15 protein-coding genes are annotated in these 16,095 nt (G+C 59.5%); 10 read left to right on the top strand and 5 right to left on the bottom strand.

All coding sequences use genetic code 11. The annotated features are described in order from the left end of the window. Nucleotides 1-7 precede the first annotated feature (7 nt). The 3 genes from HH303_RS14130 to HH303_RS14120 all read right to left on the bottom strand — a co-directional run bounded on the left by HH303_RS14130 (nt 8) and on the right by HH303_RS14120 (nt 3,036). Nucleotides 8-862, bottom strand: a complete 855-nt coding sequence (locus tag HH303_RS14130; RefSeq protein WP_169626018.1) for an ABC transporter permease — start codon at nt 860-862, stop codon at nt 8-10. An 87-nt stretch (nt 863-949) separates the two neighbouring features. Beyond that, nucleotides 950-1,747: a HalD/BesD family halogenase gene (locus HH303_RS14125; RefSeq protein ID WP_169626017.1), complete on the bottom strand. Its 798-nt coding sequence runs from the start codon at nt 1,745-1,747 to the stop codon at nt 950-952. Nucleotides 1,748-1,929: 182 nt separating this feature from the next. After that, nucleotides 1,930-3,036, bottom strand: coding sequence for an ABC transporter substrate-binding protein (locus HH303_RS14120; RefSeq protein ID WP_169626016.1), 1,107 nt, complete (start codon nt 3,034-3,036; stop codon nt 1,930-1,932). Between the two features lie 269 nt (nt 3,037-3,305). Here HH303_RS14120 and HH303_RS14115 point away from each other — a divergent pair, with 269 nt between their 5' ends. Further along, complete coding sequence (locus HH303_RS14115) at nt 3,306-3,938, top strand: TetR family transcriptional regulator C-terminal domain-containing protein (protein WP_169626015.1); 633 nt, start codon at nt 3,306-3,308, stop codon at nt 3,936-3,938. 74 nt (nt 3,939-4,012) lie between these two features. On the opposite strand, the gene HH303_RS14110 is transcribed toward HH303_RS14115, so the two are convergent. Continuing rightward, entirely contained in the window at nt 4,013-4,924 is a 912-nt protein-coding gene (locus HH303_RS14110) for an NAD(P)-dependent oxidoreductase (RefSeq protein ID WP_169626014.1), read from the bottom strand. Between the two features lie 178 nt (nt 4,925-5,102). On the opposite strand from HH303_RS14110, the gene betI reads away from it, so the two are divergent. The 4 genes from betI (at nt 5,103) to HH303_RS14090 (ending at nt 9,223) form a co-directional block, all read left to right on the top strand. Further along, complete coding sequence (betI, locus tag HH303_RS14105) at nt 5,103-5,690, top strand: choline-binding transcriptional repressor BetI (protein ID WP_169626013.1); 588 nt, start codon at nt 5,103-5,105, stop codon at nt 5,688-5,690. Nucleotides 5,691-5,836: 146 nt separating this feature from the next. Continuing rightward, the gene (speB, locus tag HH303_RS14100; protein ID WP_169626012.1) at nt 5,837-6,886 is read left to right on the top strand and encodes an agmatinase; all 1,050 of its coding nucleotides are present in this window, start codon (nt 5,837-5,839) and stop codon (nt 6,884-6,886) included. Nucleotides 6,887-6,993: 107 nt separating this feature from the next. Then, nucleotides 6,994-7,869, top strand: coding sequence for a PhnD/SsuA/transferrin family substrate-binding protein (locus tag HH303_RS14095; protein WP_169626011.1), 876 nt, complete (start codon nt 6,994-6,996; stop codon nt 7,867-7,869). Between the two features lie 73 nt (nt 7,870-7,942). Beyond that, on the top strand, nt 7,943-9,223 hold the full coding sequence (locus HH303_RS14090) for an HDOD domain-containing protein (protein WP_169626010.1): 1,281 nt from the start codon (nt 7,943-7,945) through the stop codon (nt 9,221-9,223). 1 nt (nt 9,224) lies between these two features. Here HH303_RS14090 and HH303_RS14085 read toward each other — a convergent pair whose 3' ends face one another. Beyond that, nucleotides 9,225-10,202 (bottom strand): DNA-binding response regulator, encoded by a 978-nt coding sequence (locus tag HH303_RS14085; protein WP_169626009.1) that lies wholly within the window; start codon nt 10,200-10,202, stop codon nt 9,225-9,227. A gap of 114 nt (nt 10,203-10,316) precedes the next feature. Between HH303_RS14085 and HH303_RS14080 the strand changes: the two genes are divergently transcribed. The 5 genes from HH303_RS14080 (at nt 10,317) to HH303_RS14060 (ending at nt 16,028) form a co-directional block, all read left to right on the top strand. Then, on the top strand, nt 10,317-11,534 hold the full coding sequence (locus HH303_RS14080) for a GGDEF/EAL domain-containing response regulator (RefSeq protein WP_169626008.1): 1,218 nt from the start codon (nt 10,317-10,319) through the stop codon (nt 11,532-11,534). Between the two features lie 3 nt (nt 11,535-11,537). Further along, on the top strand, nt 11,538-12,698 hold the full coding sequence (locus HH303_RS14075) for an HD domain-containing phosphohydrolase (protein WP_169626007.1): 1,161 nt from the start codon (nt 11,538-11,540) through the stop codon (nt 12,696-12,698). 76 nt (nt 12,699-12,774) lie between these two features. After that, the gene (locus HH303_RS14070) at nt 12,775-13,296 is read left to right on the top strand and encodes a molybdopterin-dependent oxidoreductase (RefSeq protein ID WP_169626006.1); all 522 of its coding nucleotides are present in this window, start codon (nt 12,775-12,777) and stop codon (nt 13,294-13,296) included. Nucleotides 13,297-13,333: 37 nt separating this feature from the next. Then, nucleotides 13,334-14,803, top strand: coding sequence for a sensor histidine kinase (locus HH303_RS14065; protein ID WP_169626005.1), 1,470 nt, complete (start codon nt 13,334-13,336; stop codon nt 14,801-14,803). 55 nt (nt 14,804-14,858) lie between these two features. Beyond that, nucleotides 14,859-16,028: an alpha/beta hydrolase family protein gene (locus HH303_RS14060; protein WP_169626004.1), complete on the top strand. Its 1,170-nt coding sequence runs from the start codon at nt 14,859-14,861 to the stop codon at nt 16,026-16,028. The last annotated feature ends 67 nt before the right edge of the window (nt 16,029-16,095 follow it).

Genomic DNA, 16,095 nt, shown 5'->3' with positions numbered 1-16,095 from the left:
GGTGTCCCTACCCGATCGCCCGCACGGCCCGTTTGGAACCGGCGATAAAAAGGCAGACCAGCAAGGTCGCCGTCAGCATGGAAACCAGGGCGACCGCCGCCCCCAGCGGCCAGTTGTTGGAAGCCCCGAATTGCATGGCGATGAAGTTGCCGACCATGAATCCCGTGGGGCCGCCCAACAAATGCGGCGTCACATAGTCGCCGAATGTCGGAATGAAGATCAGCACGAAAGCCGCGCTGACCCCCGGCAGGGACAGTGGCAGGACGACACGCAGGAATGTCCGGTACGGCGGATCGCCCAGATCGCCGGACGCTTTCATCAAGGCCCTATCGATTTTCTCCAGGCTGACATAGATGGGCAGGATCGCGAAGGGCGCCCAGGCATGGGTCAGGGCGATGACGACCGAATTCGAATTATAGAGCAGCGCGTCGATCGGCTGATCGACGAGGCCCAACCCCATCAGCGACGAATTGACGACACCCTGATACCCCAAGATCAGCTTCCAAGACAGAATCCGAAGTAAATAGCTGATCCAGCAAGGCAGCGTGAATAAGATCAGCCACAGCAGCTTGTTCTTGTGAATATCGAAGGCGATCAGATAGGCGATCGGATAGGCGAGGATCAGGGACAGCGCCGTCACGCCGGTCGCGATCAGGGCCGATTTCCCCATCAGCTTCAGGATCAGCGGTTTGGTCAGCGCCAGTTCGAAGTTATGCGCCGACAATCCCAATTCGATATCCAGGTAGTTCTGACGCCCGAAGGACAGAACCAACAGCACGACCAGACAAACGCCCAAGGTGACGACCGTCGTCAAAATCGCGGGCGTAAGCAGCAGTCTGGGAATATTCGCCGGGCGTATCATGCGGTCTCCGTCTCACGCGTTGTCTCGTCAGGGCCTGTCGCGGACCTGGACGGCGGGACGGTAATCCGCCCGCCGTCCCATGCCGCCTTATCGGCCGTAGACCGTGGCATTCACTTCCGGGTCGCCGGTCACGCCGGGTTCCGATTCATACACGAACACCCCCATGATCCGCATCCTGTCGCCTTCGACCGGGGATACGCGATGCAAGGAATTGCACCCACGGAAAATGCACAAGGCCCCGGCTTCCCGCGCGACGGACACCGCATCCTGCGGGCGTTCGCCGCGCACGATCGCCCCGACATAATCGTAGTTCTGATCGGAATCGGAGCGCGTATTCGGCACGAGTTGGAAATCGCCGCCCTTTTCCGGTGCCTGGAGCATCAATGTCATGGTGAAGGCATTGACGGAATCGAAGTGCCATGCCGACCGGTCGCCGGGTTCATAACACAGCAGATTGACCGGTTGCAGCGGGTCTTCGTTATCGTAAAGCGTTTCGCTGCCGACGATTGCTGCGACGAAATCGCGAACCGGCTGCCAATGATAGAGCGTCTTCACCGGGCAATCGCCGGGGATCAGGTCATAGGCAATCATCCGCGTGCTGGCATCCATCAGGATATTGCGTGGGTGATCGCCCGGCAGAGTCTCATCCCCCTTGCGCTGCAGGTAGCAATTGCGCCGGGACTTGTTGTGGAACGCCTTCGGATGGGCCGCCATCGCATCCGCGACCGCCCGATCCCGCGCCGCCGGCCGAATGAAATCAGGCAAGGAGACATATAGATTTTGATCGAGTTCCCGCTTCAATCGGGCAACCAGCTCCGCACGCTTCGGCGACGACCGATCCAGGATCGGATAGGCGTCCAGGTTAACGACTTCTTCGGGCCGCATGATGGTCCCTCTCCAAAAAATAGTGGCGTCAAGACAGGGGTCGGGGAGAACGGCCGGGTACACGACCGCCCCTTGACCCGAACCGTTTCAGATATCAAGCGATGGACCGCGACGGCCCCGCCTCCCGGAACAGGGAGAGGGAGACCGAGCCGACGCGGCCGGAAACTACCGTCGACCGAACGTCACGACAGTTTCACCTCGTCGAAGACGGCCTGATACCGCTGCCGGGTTTCCGCGGATATTTCGCGTTGGAACTTGGAGGTCGAAATCACGACATCCGGATCCGTGATCCCCAGTTCGGCAAGGCGGTCGTCGGTCACCGATTCGTAGGCCTTCGCATTCCCGCTGCCATAGCCGTAGGAATTGATCAGGAAGGCGCCGACTTCCGGCGACATGTATGCGTTGATAAATTCATAGGCGAGGTCGTCGGAGGCGCTGCCGCCGGACATCATCACCAACCCGTCCGTCCAGGTGACGATGCCTTCCTTGCATTTCATCAGGGCCATATCGATGCCTTGCTTGCGCAGCATCGCAACCGATGCATTCCAGCCATAGGCGGCGACGATTTCACCATTCGCGAAGGCCTGTTCCAGATCCGTCTGGCTGGACCAGTAGAACCGCAGCAGCGGTTTCTGGGCGATCAAGGCGTCTTTCGCCTTTTCCAGTTCGGCATCCGTCATTTCCCACGGATCGGCCGCGCCGGTATAAAGACCGCCGACGATCAACAGGCCTTCCAGGGAATCGCGCGACGCGATCCGCCCCTTATAGCGTTCGTCCCACAGCAAGCCCCAGGAACTGTCCGTCACTTCCACTTGGTCGCGGCGATAGATCACCGACGAGTTGCCCCAACTGAGCGGTGCTTCCCACAATTTTCCGTCGGTGGTGACGATCTGTTCCAATTCCGGGAAGAAGTCGTCGATATGGGTCAGCCGTGACCGGTCGATCGGCTTCAACAGACCGGCATCCCGGTACTTTCCGACGATAAAACTGGTGTGATGGCCCAGATCGGGTCGGAAGCCCGCATGAACTTTCTGGAACCCTTCTTCGTCCGAGCCCATCAGCGTGAAATCGGGCGCGGGATGCGCATCGAAATAGGCCGGTGCCATTTCCGGAATGTCGTAGCCCGACCAGGACAGGATCGTCAGATTGTTTTCCGCCAAAGCGCTGGCCGACCATGTGGTCGCCGCCATGCCGACACCGGCGGCGCCCATCATCTTCAACAACCGGCGGCGGTCGATGCGCCCACATTCCAGTTCCTCAACCAACCAGCGTTCAAGTCCGTTTTTCATCGAAACCTCCCTCTCTCAGTGTCTATCCCGGAAAGAACGCTAACAAAAAATTTGACGGATGTTCAACAAATTTAAACAAGCGTGCAAAAATAAATTTCCCGGTAAACCCTGACATATCCGTAGAACCCTCAAGCGTTTCGTAGTGAGAGACTTCCGCTGAAACAGCGCTTTTGAACCACTATCATTCGCTGAAATTATTGAAAAACTTTGACAATTGTCCCGGTTCTTGAAAAGTTGCGGCAATCGTATTGGTTGCTAAGGCGGGTTTCATGCTGCGAAAGAAAGCGGTCGTCGAACGGCCCCGGACCCATCCGGAAATAAATGAGTTCCGCCGCAAGACCCTGATCGAAGGCACCATTCGGTCTTTGGCGGAGCATGGCGTTGCGGGCACGACCGTCCGATCCATCTGTTCGGAGGCGAACAGTTCGCGCGGCTTGATGAACCATTATTTCGACAGCAAGGAACACTTGCTGGAAATCGCGTTCCGGCACCTGTACCAAACCGTCGCATCCCATGTTGCAAAGAAACAGACGCAGGCCGGGGACGACCCGGTCGACCAGTTGCACGCCCTCCCCAACGCCGTGTTTTCCGCGAAGGTGAACACGCCCCAGAATCGGAACGCCTTTCTGACCTTCTGGCACGAAATCCGTTTCAACCCGCTGGTCCGTAAGGCGAACCAGCAGGTTTACGGAAACTATCTGGAAAACACAGAAAGACTATTCGCCGCCGCCGCAGCGGAACGAGGTATCAGCCTCGACGCCCGGCAGGCCGCCATGGGCCTGATCACCATGATCGACGGCTACTGGCTGTCCCTGTCGATTTACGAGAAATTAAGCTCCCGCGAGGAAGCGATTGCGTGCTGCACCAACTATATCGACACGCAACTGATGTCGCCTGCGTGATCAGGCCAAAGGGGCGGGCCGAAACCGACTTACGATCCGGTTCCGACCCGCCAACGGCCCCACCCGACCGCTATCTATTTTTCCCAATGCGGCACCCAGTCGCCGTCCATGCGCAGGGATACGCCCGCCGCATCCTCTTCCAACCTAACGACATGCAACTCGCCCTTGTCGCCGCCATAGGTTTCATGCGCTTTTTGGAATCGGTCCCGAACAAGACGCGTGACACTGGATTCCGTACCCGCCGCATCGCAGGCACCGACAATCAGACCCAAATCCTTCATGCACAGGTCCAGCGTGAAAGACGGATCGTAATGCCCCTGAAACACGGACGGGGCGTCGTGATGCATGCACCAGCTTTCCGCCGCGCCGATCTTCAACGCTTCCCAGGCGCGGGGTAGTTCGACGCCGGATTTCACCGCCATGACCAGCGCCTCCCCCATCGCCGTCGCGTGGATGGCCCAAAGCTGGTTGCTGGCCAATTTGGTGATCACCCCGGTACCGGTCGGCCCCATATAATGAACAGCCCCCATCAGCTCCATCATCGGGCGCAGCCGTTCCACCGTCGCCTCATCGCCACCGGCGAATTGCGTCATGTTGCCATTGCGCGCACCGTCCACCGCCCCGGTGACCGGGGCATCGATCGCTTCCGCCCCTTTCGCACGGACATCCGCCGCCAGGGCGCGGGTCAGGGCGGGTTCGTTCGTCGTCATATCGATCCAAACCTGTCCGGGACCGATGGCCGACAGAACCCCGTTCTCACCACGCAGCACCGCATCGATCTGCTTCGGACCGAAAACCATGGTGTAAATCACGTCGGCGCCCTGTACTGCTTCCGCCGGTGTGGATGCCCATTTCGCCCCCAGGGCCAAATGCTTTTCCGCCCGGCCGCGATCCAAATCGCAAACCGTCAATTCATGCCCGCCCTTGATCAAATTCAAGGAGGCGGGACCGCCCATCGTGCCCAACCCGATAAAGCCGATACGCATGTCGTTTGTTCCTATACCCGTGAAGACGTATCGCACGATATCGTCATTGCATACTTGTGCAATTATAAAGTTTGCATAACCATGCAATAAATTCTAACGCGGTGTTATCATGCGATCCTGCGAACTGTGCTATAGGCACGTTCGATTGGTTGAGCGGACGATTGGCAGTGGACCGAACATGGGTAGAAAACCGATAGATGCGGACAGGCGGCAGAAGATCGTCGACGCGACCCTGAAATGCATTCACCAATACGGGTATCAGGAAACAACGGTTGCGCGAATCTGTGCGGAAGCGGGCCTGTCCACCGGGAATATTCATTACTATTTCGGGGGAAAGCAGAACCTCCTGGAAGAAGCGATGCGCAGCCTGCTGCGGCAAATCCGCAGCACCATGGTAACGAACCTGACGACATCGGCATTGCCCGCGGACCGGATCGCCGCGATCCTGCGCAGCAATTTCGACCCCGCCGTCTTCCGCCCCGAAATCTGCCTCACTTGGCTGCATTTCTGGGCACAAGCGCCGCACGATCCGGCCCTTGCCCGGTTGGAGCAGATCAACCGACGTCGTTTCAAACAGAACCTCGTCCACGAATTGAAAAAACTACATCCGAAAGAAAAAGCCCAAACCATCGCACGAGGCATAGTGGCGCTGGTGGACGGTCTTTGGATCGAACTGGCGCAGCCGCAGACTCAATTGTCAGCCGATGAAGCCTATGACCTGACCATGGACTTCCTACGGGACAAGCTGTCCGCGCCGCCGACATGACGACGGACCGCCCGACACGCGGGATCGGTTGCCCCACCGCAATTCGTGACTTGGGATAACAGGTACCGATCGGAAATCTGATTTGATCTCCCCGCTCCCGGTCAGCAGAATGCGGCACCGCAATCTTGATATTGGAGTATCCCCGGATGGCCTGGAATAAGGAAAAACTCGACGCCCTGCGCGCCAAATTCGACAGCATGACCGGGGGCGACATGGTCAATCCGAAATATCAGGAAGTCGCGGATTACATCTTCTCCCAGGGCGGCAATCGCCCCGCGCCCTATGCCGGGCACCCGACCCTGTTGGACGCCCCGGCGCGGTCCGGCACCGACGATCTGGATGGGCTCCAGGTCGCGCTGTACGGCATGCCGATGGACCTGGGCGTCACCAATCGAACCGGCGCGCGGTTCGGGCCGCGCGCCCTGCGCACGATGGAACGCGTCGGCCCCTATAACGATTTCCATCAGACCGCGCCGCTGCATCAGATGGCCGTCGCAGATATCGGCGACGTCCCATTCCGCAGCCGTTTCGACTTGCACAAAAGCCTGGAAGACATCGAAGCCTATGTCACGAAGATCGCGGCGGCGGGCGTCATTCCGATGGGCGTCGGCGGCGACCATTCCGTGACCCATGCCGTCATGCGCGCCCTGGGCAAGGATCGCCCCGTCGGCATGATCCATATCGACGCCCATTGCGATACGGGCGGCGCGTATGAGGAAGAAAAATTCCATCACGGCGGTCCCTTCCGCAACGCGGTGATGGACGGCGTGCTCGACCCCGAACGCTGTATTCAGATCGGTATCCGGGGGGCCGCCGGCTATATCTGGGAATTTTCCGAAGTTTCCGGCATGACGGTAATCGAAGCGAAAGACGTCGCCACGCTGGGAACGGACGGCATTGTCGCGAAGGCGCGTGAAGTGCTGGGCGACGGTCCGACCTATTTTACTTTCGATATCGACGGGTTGGACCCGGCTTTCGCACCGGGAACGGGTACACCGGAAATCGGCGGCCTGACGACGCGGGAAGCGATGGCCATCATCCGGGGCCTGAAGGGTCTGAATTTCATCGGCGGCGATGTGGTGGAAGTCGCCCCGTCCTATGACGCAACCACGAACACCGCCCATGCCGGCGCGCAGATGCTGTTCGAAATCTTGAGCCTGATCCAGTTCAGCCCATCGCTGCCGGACGCCCGCTGACGCGCCCATCCCCGTCGCGACAGTAAATCACCCCTATATGGGGATAGAGACGAAAGCGTCTCCGCCGTAGCGTGCTCCCATTCATTGGACTGTCGGGAGCTGTTCGCATGCGCGGTTGTTCTATCCTAGCCAGGGTGGCGGGGGTGTTATGCCTCACAATTACGGTCGCCACGACAGCGGCCACCACGGAGGCCGCCGCCGACCGAGACTCGCGGCATGAGTTGATTTTTGGAGTCGAGCCGACCCGATCCGAACGCGATCTGACGATGGTGTGGCTGCCGTTGCTCGAACATTTATCCGTGCAACTGGGGCTTCCGATCCGACTGGCAACGGTCCAGGACATCCAATCCTTCGACGCTTGCCTGGCATCGGGTTTCTACGACATCGTCTATTTGAACCCCTTTCGCTATGTCACCGCACACAGTCGAGACGGCTATCGGGCGATCGCACGCGATGATACGGCGCGGGTCGGCGGTCTGCTGGTCGTCCGCCATGACAGCCAAATCCATAGGCTGGACGATTTGAACGGTCGGACCGCCGCGTTCTCCACACTGTATTCCTTCGCCGACAGCATCCTGGTGCGGTCGGCGATCGGCACCGCCGGTGTCCGAATTTCCCCTGTCTATTTCCAGTCTCAGGCAGCGGTTTATAACGCCGTCGCACAAGGCGGTGTCGCGGTCGGCGGCGGCACGCCGGATTCCTTCGCGGCCCTGGATGAATCGACACGCGCGGCGTTGCGGGTGCTGTATAGGACGCAGGATGTGGCTCCAAACGCCTTCGCCGTTCACAAAGCCCTGCCGGACAACCTGGAAAACGGCCTATCCGATATTCTAGGATCGGTCGACAGCAATTCCCCGGACTTGGTGGGCGAATTGGGCATTAGCGCCATCGTCCCCGCCCAAGACGCCGATTGGGATAGCCTGAAGGCATTGGCGATTGATCCCCCAGGAGGGAACACGACCCCGTGTCCGTTCCCGAATTGACGAAAATAGCGTTAGGGTTGCGGCAGTCGGGCATTTGGGCCGACACTGAGATAGAGGCAATGGGACTCATGTGATGAGCGATCAAACCGACGGAAACGATGAGACCACAGACGCGGCCACGGCTCCGTCGGAATCGGTGCCACGCCCAACGGTTCTGTTCGTGGATGACGAACCGTTCATTCTGGACGGCCTGCGGCGGACGCTGCGGCATCGCCGCAACCTCTGGAATATGGAATTTATCGAAGGCGGCAAGGCCGCGCTGGACCGCATCGCTGCCGGACCGTTCGACGTAATCGTGTCCGACATGCGCATGCCGGATGTCGACGGCGCGGCAGTGCTGGAGGCCGCGGCTACCGAACATCCGGAAAGCCTGCGCTACATCCTGACCGGATATGCCGACAAGGAATACCTTCTACGGGCCCTGGGTCCGGCCCAAAGGTTTTTCGCCAAACCCTGCGACGCCGCCGAAATCGCGGCCAGCATCGAAAAAGCGCTGACCCTGCGCACCATGCTGCCGACCGAAGCATTACGCGAATTGATGGGACGCCTGAAAAGCGTGCCGGTCCCGTCGGATACCTATTACGCGCTATTGCAGCAATTGGATTCACCGACAGCTTCCGCCAAATCCGTCGGGGCCGTTCTGGAAGAAGATCTGGGCCTGACCACGCAAATCCTCCGCCTTTCCAATTCGGCCTATTTCGGTCTGCCGAAACGCCTGACGCGCGCCCAGGAAGCGGTCGAGATGCTGGGCATGGAATCCATCCGGGCACTGTTGACCGTCGCCGAATTCTTCCTGCTGACGCCGCTATCCTCGGCCCTGGCGGACGAATGTAAGAAACTTGCGGAACGATCGATGCGTATCGGCGGGTATGCCCGCAAATTCGCGCAACGGCACGGTATGGACCCGGACATTGTCACCCATGCCGCCACCGCCGGGTTGCTGTCCCATATCGGCAGCCTCGTTCTGCAGGTCAACGAACCGAACAGTTATGCCCGCGCCATGCGCTATCTGGATCAGCACGATACGTCCGTCGGCGCCGTCGAACGCGCGATGTTCGGGGCGACGCACAGTGAATTGAGCGCCTATCTGGTCGCCGTCTGGGGATTTGCCGACCCGGTGGTGGAAGCGATCGCCTTTCATCACCACCCGGCCAAGGCGGGGCCGCCGGAACGCGGCGCCCTCTGCGCGGTCCATGTCGCGCAGGCTATGGCCGGGGCAGACACGGGCGGCGAAGACGCCGCCCTGTTCGTGCATCACGGCCACGAACCGGTCCTGGACTGGGACTATCTGGATGCCCTCGGCCTGGGCGATCCGTTACGGGCGGAATTGGGGCAGGCCCAAGAAGACGGCTAGCTCACGCCAATGACGTCAGAATGGTACGCACCAATTCCGCCTGACGCGTCACGCCCAGCTTGGAAAAGATATTCTTCAGATACGTGCGCGCGGAACTTTTCGTAACGCCGCATTCCTGGGCTGCCTCGTCTAGGGACAGACCTTGCGCCAAGGCAGCCGCCAGCCGGGATTCCGCAACGGTCAGACCGAACATGCTATTCAGCAGTTTCGGGTTCAAGGCCCGCGCCATTTCATCCGAAAACAGGAATAGACACACGGATTGCGTCTTATCCTGCCCTTCAACACGATACGGCTGTACCGTGACCCGTATCGGCAGGTCCGATTCCGCGGATAGGCTCAACGCCGACGTCTCGCCCGTTTCTCTTGCGCTGGCGATTGCCAATTGAAGCTTCTCGGTTTCGTCCAACCTCACGGCCCGACAGATTCCCCCGGAATCGAGCGACAGCCCGCCCGGTGCGGCGAGCATGGCGCCTGCGCGTGCATTGGTGAATTGCGCGCGGCCGTCTTCCCCTACGACGACCACGCCATAGGGTATGACCTCCAAAGCGGCCAGCGAGGGGGCCGCGGCATGTTTGGTCGCCACAGCATCGTCCCATTCCGCGCGCAGGACCAGCGCGTCCTGAATCCCCTGAACCAGGGTTTCCGTCGCGCAGGGTTTCACGAAATAGCGGAAGACATGGCCGCTGTTGATGGAATCGACGGCGACTTCGAAATCGGTCGACCCGGACAGCACCATACACACGACCTCCGGCACTTCCGCCTTGATCGCGCGGGCGAGTTCGACACCGCTCATCTTCGGCATGCGGATATCCATGACGGCGACATCCGGTGGATTGGCGGCGATGGCTTTCAATGCCTCCAGCGGATCATCGTAAAATGCCATATCCCAATCGGCGGCGGCCGACCGCAAACTACGCTTCAACGCGGCGAGCATCTGGGGTTCGTCATCGACGAAAACAATGGACTTGGATGAGGTCAAAGGGGCCTCCGAAAAAACAAACCGCTCCGCAAATTGTCCTCAAATGCGGATAGAGCCCCCGATCGCTTTCGACATATAGCAGAGGAAGCACAGTTCGAGAAAGAGAGAGCTTCCATGCGCCGCGTTCTAGTGGTCGATGACGACCCGTTCATGCTTGAAGGCATCCGCCGAATCCTCGGCTCCCGATACGATGTCGTCGTAGCGTCCAGCGGTGAAGAAGGCCTGACGCGCCTTCGGGAGCAGGGACCGTTCATGGCCGTTGTCAGCGATTTGAACATGCAGGGCATGAGCGGTTTGGATTTCCTGGAGCAGGCGCGGCACGTCGCGCCGCAAACACCGCGCGTGATGTTCACCGGCTATGCCTGTGCCGACACCGCAACATCGGCGATAAACCGAGCATCGGTTTTCCGGTTCCTGCAAAAGCCGACTTCCGCGCGCGATTTCATGAACTGTCTCGACGATTGTGCGATCGCCTACAATGTGGCGCTCCAGACGGCGAATGCCGATGGATCGGAAATGAATTGGACCAAGGCCGCCCTAGCGCTGGCGGATTTCGATGCGGAATTCGCGGTGCATTACCAACCGCGCGTCGATACGCTGACCGGTTTCCCCCATGCCGCCGAAGCCCTGATCCGTTGGACGCATCCGGATCGCGGCCTTATTTCCCCGATCGATTTTATTCCCGCCGCGGAAGCCGACGGCTCGATCCGTGAAATCACCAACTGGGTCCTGCTGAAGACCTGCCGGAACTGGACAACGTGGAAACACGACCGGAACCTGGACCTGTCGCTGTCGGTGAACATTTCCCCCGCCCTGTTCGAAAAGGGGAACCTTGTCGGCATGGTGCGCAGCGCCCTGTCCCGCACTGGGATGGACCCGTCGCGCCTGGAACTGGAAATCACCGAAGGCCTGGAAATGAAGGACGGCCATCTGGTTCGCGAAACGCTGGAAGGTCTTCGGAGCCTGGGTGTGAAATTGTCGATCGACGATTTCGGCACCGGTTTCGCCTCCATGAACTATCTGCAATCCCTGGACGTCGATTGCGTGAAGATTGACAGATCCTTCGTGACCAACGCGCCGGACAACGACCGTGACCGTGCGATCCTATCCGCCGTTTGGAACCTTGCGCGGGAACTGGGCATGAAAACCGTCGCGGAGGGGATCGAAAACGACCGCCACCACGACTTGGTCCGGACCGTCGGCATCGATGAAATGCAAGGCTACCTGTTTGCCAAACCGCTGGCACCCGAAACTTACATCGGTTGGATGGAGGAACGCGGCCATTTGATGGCACCATCGCCGACGAAAATCCTACTGACTTCAGGGAGATGACCAATGGGTAAAGTCCTTTTCGTCGACGATGACCCTAATCTTCTGGCCGGTATCCGGCGTCAGTTCCAACGACGCTATGACATCGACTTTGCCGGCGGCGGCAAGGCCGCCCTGGAAAAGCTGCACTCGGCCGGTCCGTTTGCCGTCGTCGTGTCCGATATGCGCATGCCGGAAATGGACGGCGTGGAATTTCTGTCCACCGTCGCCCAGGAACATCCGGACGCGATCCGAATCATGCTGACCGGGAATACGGATCAGAAAACGGCAATCGACGCGGTAAACCGCGGCCACGTCTTTAATTTCCTGAACAAACCCTGTGAAACCACCGTAATGACTGCGGCCATCGACAACGCGTTGACTCAATTCAAACTGCGCAGCATGGAACGCGACCTTTTGGAAAAGACCCTGGCGGGCAGCGTGAAGGTCCTGTTGGACGTCTTGCGCGTGATCAATCCGATCGCCTACAGCCGCAGCAACCTGCTACAGCCGCTGGCCGCTCGGATCGCCGCCGACCTGGGCGCGCCCAATATCTGGGAAATCAAGATCGCAACCATGCTGGCCGCCATCGGATGGATGAGCGTCCCGGAAGTGATCCTGGAAAAACTGTTCCGTCACCGCCCCTTGGGCCCGGAGGAACAAATCCTTGTCGATCGTCAGCCGGAAGTCGCCTACGAACTGATCAAGTCAGTTCCCCGACTGGAAGGCGTCGCCAGGATCATCCGTTTCCAGAACAAGAACTTCGACGGTACCGGTGCGCCGGAGAGCATTGCTCTTGCCGAAGAAGACATCCCCTTGGGCAGTCGTATCTTGAAGGTTCTGAACGCGGCGACGCCGATGGACCGGACCCGCCGCCCTTCCCTCGCCCAATTGGAGAAGATGGAAAAGTCGGAAAGGGTCTACGATCCGGTCGTCCTGATGATGACCCGCAGCGTCCTGGAGGAATTCCGGGAAACGGATTTGCAGGAGCCGGTCACGGTGATCGAGGTTCAGGTTGGGCGTTTGCTGCCCGGCGACATTCTGGAGGAAGATCTGACGGCACCGGACGGCTCGCTACTGCTATCTGCCGGAAGCGAATTGTCGGAATTCCACATCGTGAAACTGCGGCACGACCCGAAATACCCCGAACTGTCCGGCACAGTTCCCGTCACGCGGTACTTCGGTTAAATCACCCTCAAATGAGGACTTCGATACCGCTTTTTACCGGTTATAACACTATAAAGTTGAAATCAAGGAGGCCCCCATGACCTTTTTCCGTTCTCTGGCAGCAGTCGCCTGCCTCACCGTCGTCGCCGTAATCGGCCAAGGCACCCCCACCCTTGCCGGTGAATTGCCGATGCCGACCGGCCGCGCGATCCTGACCGTTTCCGGCACGATAGAACATTCGAATAACGCTGGTCAGGCCATGTTCGACCTCGACATGCTGAAGTCGATCGCCCCGACAACCATCACGACGAACACGCCCTGGACCGAAGGCAATGTGACCTTCCAGGGTGTTCCGATCACCGCGCTGCTTCACGCGGTCGGTGCGAAAGGCAAGACCCTGACGATCACCGCGCTGAACGATTACGCCGCCACGACCGAAGCCTCGCTGCTGACCGACGCCCATGCGATTCTGGCCTATGAGATGAACGGCGAACGCCTGTCCATTCGCGATAAGGGGCCGCTGTGGGTGATCTTCCCGTTCAACACGGACGAAGCCCTGCGCACCGAAACCTATTGGTCGGTTTCCGTCTGGCAGGTTAAATCGATTACAATCGAATAACCCAGCGCCCATTACCGAAATCAGGAACAGTCCAATCATGTCCGCCGCCGCCCAGTTCATGCCCCGCCTGCGCATTGTCTTGCTGGTCGTCGTAGTGCTGCTCGCCGGCGGATATCTGGCTTTTTCAACCTGGTTTCGGAACCAGATGGAGCAGGAAGCCGTCGAATTCCGCGAAAACATGCTATGGGCTGTTTTCCAGATACAAAAGGAACTGCAAACCACGTTGCGACTGTCCGATAAGGCCTTGGCGGGGCAGTTGGTGCATATGGACGATCTGGAAATTTCCTACGAAATTTTCGTCAGCCGTATCGATTTGGTCCACCGTGGCGCCGGGTTCGAAGACCTTCGCGACATCGCGGTGTTTTCCGAAACCATCGGCCAGTTGATGGAAACCATTGCGGGCCTTGACAAGGAACTTGCGGCCAAACCCGATATGGATGCCCAGACCCTTGCGGCAAGCCTAATCCAAGATCTGGCACCATTCGAAGAGCGCCTGCAGCAGGTATCCGTCGCGACGCTGCATTTCGCGTCGAACCGGAATACGAGCCGCAATGCCAAAATCACCCAGATGCTGAACTGGATGGAGGCGCTCTTTATCCTGAACGTCACGATCGTGATGGTTGCCTTCACCTTCGCCTTCCAACAGATGCTGAAGGCTTACCGATCCGACTACAAGGCGGAACAGGAAGAACGCGAACGGCGGTTCCTGGAAGAAACAGCGGAACGTAACAAACTGCAGGCGTTGGGGACTTTGGCCGGGGGCGTCGCGCACGAAATCAATACCCCGGCCCAATTCGTTATGTCCAACCTGGAATTCCTGCGCGAAGCCTTCGACCATACGCTTCAACCGAAGGATAGCGATCCGACGCAAGCGGATGACGAAGACACCCGATATTACCGCGAGGAAGTGCCCGCCGCCCTGACTCAGTCGGTCGAAGGCATGCGTCGAATCGGGGAGATCGTGAAGGCGATCCGCCACTTCGCCCATACCGAGGATGGCAGTGAGGTTCCGGTCGATGTTGTCGGCGAAATCAAAAACGCGCTGATCCTGACGACGAGCCAGACCAAGCATGTCGCGACCGTCACATCGGACGTGCCTGAGAACCTGCCGAAGGTGACAGGCCGGACAAACGAGTTGAACCAGGTGCTGATCAATTTGATCGTCAACGCCGCGCAGGCCATCGAGGAAAAAGTCGCCAGCGGCTACTTACCTCCCGGCGACGGTCGGATCGAAGTCAACGCCGCCGTCGAGAACGATAGCCTGACGATCCGGGTGATCGACAATGGACCCGGCATCCCGGTCGAGATCGAAAGCCAGATTTTCGACCCGTTCTTCACGACCAAACCGGTTGGAGTCGGCTCCGGCCAAGGTCTCGCGATCAGCCGCAAAATCGTCGCCTCAACCTTCGGGGGCAGCATCGGAATCGACCGATCCGACCATGACGGGGGATGTTTCGTGATCCGGTTGCCGCTGCCTGCATGCGACGCGGCCTCTTTCCCGCATTGACCTTCCAAACCCAGCGTCTAGCCTACCGGCACGAAACCGTCGGGTCGGAGCGGAAATGCCGAGCATTCCTTTTTCAGTCTATCGCAGCGCGCTTTTCGCAAAGATAAAGCGTGCCCTGGGGGTGAACGACGACCCCTATCCACCACGCCCGGACGGAACGACATTAAGCCCGTCGCAGGGATCTCTCGCCGGTTTCGACGCCTGCCGCCCGGCACTTTCCTTTGACCCCGCCGCGGACACGGATCCCGCGACATGGCGGGCCAGGGGCCACGCAAAGCTGGTCGAGATCACCGGATATCACACGAATCGCGACGCCCCAATGGTGACGGCGTCACGAGCGGCAGAATCCGTCGGGACCGGCTCTGACGACCCGATCGTTAAACGGAGCTTCTATCTGAAAATACGACCGGATACCGATCTACCGGTTCATCTGATCCACCACCGCGACGCCACAGGCCCCCTGCCGGTCTTTCTCCATCTCGCGGGATCGACGTCGGGGGTGCATCTCGGCTGGGGCGCGGCCCGTGTCCCGATCGATCATCAACGCCTGTCCATCGGGGCGGATATGGCGCGGCAAGCGGCCCGACGCGGTTATCTGGCCGTCGCCATCGAACAAGCCGGATACGGAGAACGCGCCGAACGGCATCTGCGCAAGAAATCGCCGAATCGAACGATAGACCTCGCGAACCACCTGCTGTTGCAAGGTCGAACACTGATGGGCGACAGCGCCAGCGATGTTTCTTCGGCAATCGACTGGATTCTCAGTCAGGATGCCCCCGTTTCGATCGACCCTTCGCGGCTGTTTCTGTTCGGGCATTCGGCCGGGGGGACACTGGCACAATATGCGGCAGCCCTGGATGACCGGATTCAGGGGGCCATGGCCAGCGGGTCTGTCGGTCCCATTCGCGAATCCATCGGCATGCGCGGCGCATCGGGTGGCGACGGCATCGTCCCGGGCCTCCTGAAATGGCTGGATACGAAAGATCTGATCGGCTTGATCGCACCGCGCCGATTCGTCGGGCTCAGCGGTCGACAGGACCACATTTATCCGTTTTCCGGCGTCGAGAAAGTCGTCGGTGGCGCATCCAAAATCTATCGGGCCTATGGTGTGGCTGACAGGATTCACGCCGTCGCCGCAGACGGCCCCCACCGTTACTATTCCGCGGAAAGCTGGGAAGCCTGGGATGCGTTCATTGACCCCCGCCCTGCGCCTTTGGAAGCGTGAAGATAGAGACGATAACGGCTGCCGAGACCGTTCCCCCGATGGCGCCAGGCACGACAGCAGAAACAAG

This window comes from Pacificispira spongiicola, from assembly GCF_012926505.1.
Classification (GTDB): domain Bacteria; phylum Pseudomonadota; class Alphaproteobacteria; order UBA8366; family Aestuariispiraceae; genus Pacificispira; species Pacificispira spongiicola.
This window is presented reverse-complemented; position numbering and strand designations above follow the sequence as displayed.